A 2916-nucleotide genomic window follows, 5' to 3' on the forward strand; every position below is an offset into this window, starting at 1 on the left:
CCGCCCGCCGCGAACCAGGCCACCGCCACGCCGCCGAGCGCCCCGAGGAACGCGGCCACCGGCAGGGCGCTGGTACCGAGCCCGTGCAGGAAGACGATCGCGATCGTGGCCGCCAGCCCCGCGCCCGCGGTCGAGCCGAGCATCCCCGAGTCCACCAGCACGTTGCGGAACACGCCCTGGTAGCCCGCTCCGGCGACCGCGAGCAGTCCGCCCACCAGCAGCGCGAGCACGACGCGGGGCAGCCGGATCTGCAGCAGGATGTTCTGGTCGAGCTGGGTGAGCCCGGTGTCGAGGTGCACGAAGGGCAGCCGGTCGAGCAGCGTCGCGACCACGCCCCACGGGGTGAGGTCGGCCGCCCCCACGAGTGCGCCGAGGAGGGTCGCGGCGATCAGCAAGACCGCCGCGACCGCCATGGCCCGGACCGCGCGCGACATTCGAGGCCTACTTCGTCGGCGCCTTCTCGACCGCCGCCGCGATCTCGGCGACCAGCTGCGTCAGGCGCGGCCCCCAGCGCGAGGCGACGTCGTCGTTCAGGCCCACCACGTCGTCCACCTTCACCGCGGTGATCGAGGACCAGCCCGGCCGCGCGGCCACGCTCGTGGCCGAGGCGCCGCAGCAGACGGTGTCGGCCAGGAAGACCACGCTCGGCGAGGACTGCACGATGTACTCGCTGGACAGCTGCGGATATCCGCCGTCCGAGGCCTTGGCCGCCTTGTCGGCGATGTCCTTGAGCCCGAACAGCCCGACGATCTGGCCGATGAAGGTGCTCGAGGTGGCCGAGTAGTAGGTCGGGTCGAGCTCCCAGTAGTAGCTCAGATCAGCGTGCTGCGACCCGGCCTGCTTGACCGAGGTGGCGATCTGGCTCTTCATCGAGGCCACGGTGGACGCGGCCGCCGCGTCGTGCCCGGTGGCGGTGCCGAGTTGGAGGATCTGGTCGTACGCGTCGGTGAGGGTGGCCGCCGCGGGCTCGATCAGCACCGGTACGCCGACCTTCGTCAGCGCCGCGACCAGGCCGTTGGAGTCCTCCGAGGCCACCACCAGGTCGGGCTGGTACTTGAGGATCGCCTCGGCGTTCGGGGTGAGCGAGTCGAGGTTGGACTTGGGCACGTCGGCCGGGTAGTCGGAGTCCTTGTCCACGGCCACCACCTGGCTGCCCGCGCCGACGGCGAACAGGTCCTCGGTGGCGGTCGGGGAGAGCGAGACGATTCGGGTCGGGCGGCCCGAGAGCGTCACCTTGCCGTTCGACGCGGTGAGGGTCACCGGGAACTGCGCGGCGGACGCGGCGGTGGAGCCGGCCGAGCTCGGGCTCGGGGCGGTGCCCGAGTTCGAACTCGAGCAGGCGGCCAGGCCGCCCGCCAGTACGGGTACGGCCGATATCGCGGCCAGGAAGCGGTGCAGTGGACGCATCAGGACTTGTCCTTCGCAAGCAGGCGCGAGCACGGCCGCCTGGAAAGGACGGATCGACCATGCCCACGGGTCTATGTCGTCAGCGCTCCGCAGGCGACCTGGCTTCGCCGGCCCCTGGCCTCCCGGGTGCGGGTAGGTCGGGGCGGGTCGTCACAGTTGCGGGACAGCGCCGGATTCCCACCGGCTTCGCTGCGGATACGCAAGCGAAGGCTAGCACCCGCAGGTAGGCCGATTTCGCCCCGGGTGACGGCGTGACCTGCATGTGATCGGGCCGAAAGGAGTTCGGTGCACGGGCGGGCCCCGGTTGACGCACCGTCAGCGGCGCCGGCGTCGAGCCGGCGCGGAGCCGGCGGCGAGTCCACGTGCAGGTGTGCGGCCCGGGTGCTCAGCCCAGCCGGGAGGTCGCCGCGATCGCGAGCTCGCCCAGCACCTCGCGCGCTTCGTCCGTCACCGGGGCGCCGTCGAGTGCCTCGAGCGCCCGCCGCGTGCGCTGCGCGATCCGCTCCTCCACCGATTCGAGTGCGCCGGTGTCCACGATGACCTCCTGCAGCGCGGCCACTCCCGCCGCGTCGAGGTCCGGGTCCCCGAGCCCCTCGCGCAGCAGCTTCAGCCGCACCTCGTCGGCCCGGGCCGCGGCGAGTGCGACCAGCACGGTCTGCTTGCCCTCGCGCAGGTCGTCGCCCGCGGGCTTGCCGGTCGCGGCCGGGTCGCCGAAGACGCCGAGGACGTCGTCGCGCAGCTGGAAGGCCTCGCCGAGCGGCAGCCCGTACTCCGAGAGCGCGACGCTCAGCGCCCCGGTCTCGGCCGCGTCGCCCGTGGCCAGCGCCGCGCCGAGCTGCAGCGGACGCTCGATGGTGTACTTCGCCGACTTGAACCGGATCACCGTCTCGGCGCGCTCCAGGATCTCCGCGGGCGAGGCCACCGAGAGACCGCGGCTCTGCGCCAGGACGTCGAGGTACTGCCCGGCCATCACCTCGGAGCGCATCAGGTCGAACACCGGACGGGCCGCGTGGATCCGGGCCGCGTCGAACCCGGAGCGGGTGAACATCTCGTCGCACCAGGTCAGCGTGATGTCCCCGAGCAGGATCGCGGCCGCGGCGCCGAAGCGCTCGGGCGAGCCCTCCCAGCCGCCGACCCGGTGCAGCGCCTCGAAGCGCCGGTGCACGGCCGGCTTGCCGCGGCGGGTGTCCGAGCCGTCCATGTAGTCGTCGTGGATCAGCGCCGAGGCCTGGAGCAGCTCGAGCGAGGCCGCGGCGACCAGCGCCGCCTGCTCGAGCGCCTCGTCCGCCCGCGCGCCCCCGGCCGCCCGCCAGCCCCAGTAGCAGAAGGCGGGCCGCATCCGCTTGCCGCCGTCCAGGAAGCTGCGCAGCGCCTCGGCCGGTTCGACCAGATCCGGGCTGATCAGCCGCAGCACCTCGGCTTCCTGCCGGTCCAGGAACGCGCTCAGCGCGGCGGAGACGCGGGTGCGCAGCCCATGCCGGTCGAGCGGGGAGGAGGCGGGGGTGGAAG

At 73.2% G+C, this 2916-nt stretch carries 3 protein-coding genes and 1 riboswitch; all 3 genes read right to left on the bottom strand.

Annotation, left to right across the window (positions count from 1 at the left end):
* Nucleotides 1–434, bottom strand: a 434-nt coding sequence (locus tag KDL01_RS40160) for an iron chelate uptake ABC transporter family permease subunit (protein WP_212533970.1), incomplete at its 3' end; no start/stop codon positions are given.
* Nucleotides 435–441: 7 nt separating this feature from the next.
* Complete coding sequence (locus tag KDL01_RS40165) at nucleotides 442–1410, bottom strand: ABC transporter substrate-binding protein (RefSeq protein WP_498038006.1); 969 nt, start codon at nucleotides 1408–1410, stop codon at nucleotides 442–444.
* A gap of 111 nt (nucleotides 1411–1521) precedes the next feature.
* Nucleotides 1522–1643: riboswitch (cobalamin riboswitch) on the bottom strand.
* Between the two features lie 149 nt (nucleotides 1644–1792).
* Nucleotides 1793–2916: polyprenyl synthetase family protein (locus tag KDL01_RS40170; RefSeq protein ID WP_368861748.1), on the bottom strand; the 1124-nt coding region annotated here is incomplete at its 5' end.

This window comes from Actinospica durhamensis, assembly GCF_018139695.1.
Taxonomy (GTDB): domain Bacteria; phylum Actinomycetota; class Actinomycetes; order Streptomycetales; family Catenulisporaceae; genus Actinospica; species Actinospica durhamensis.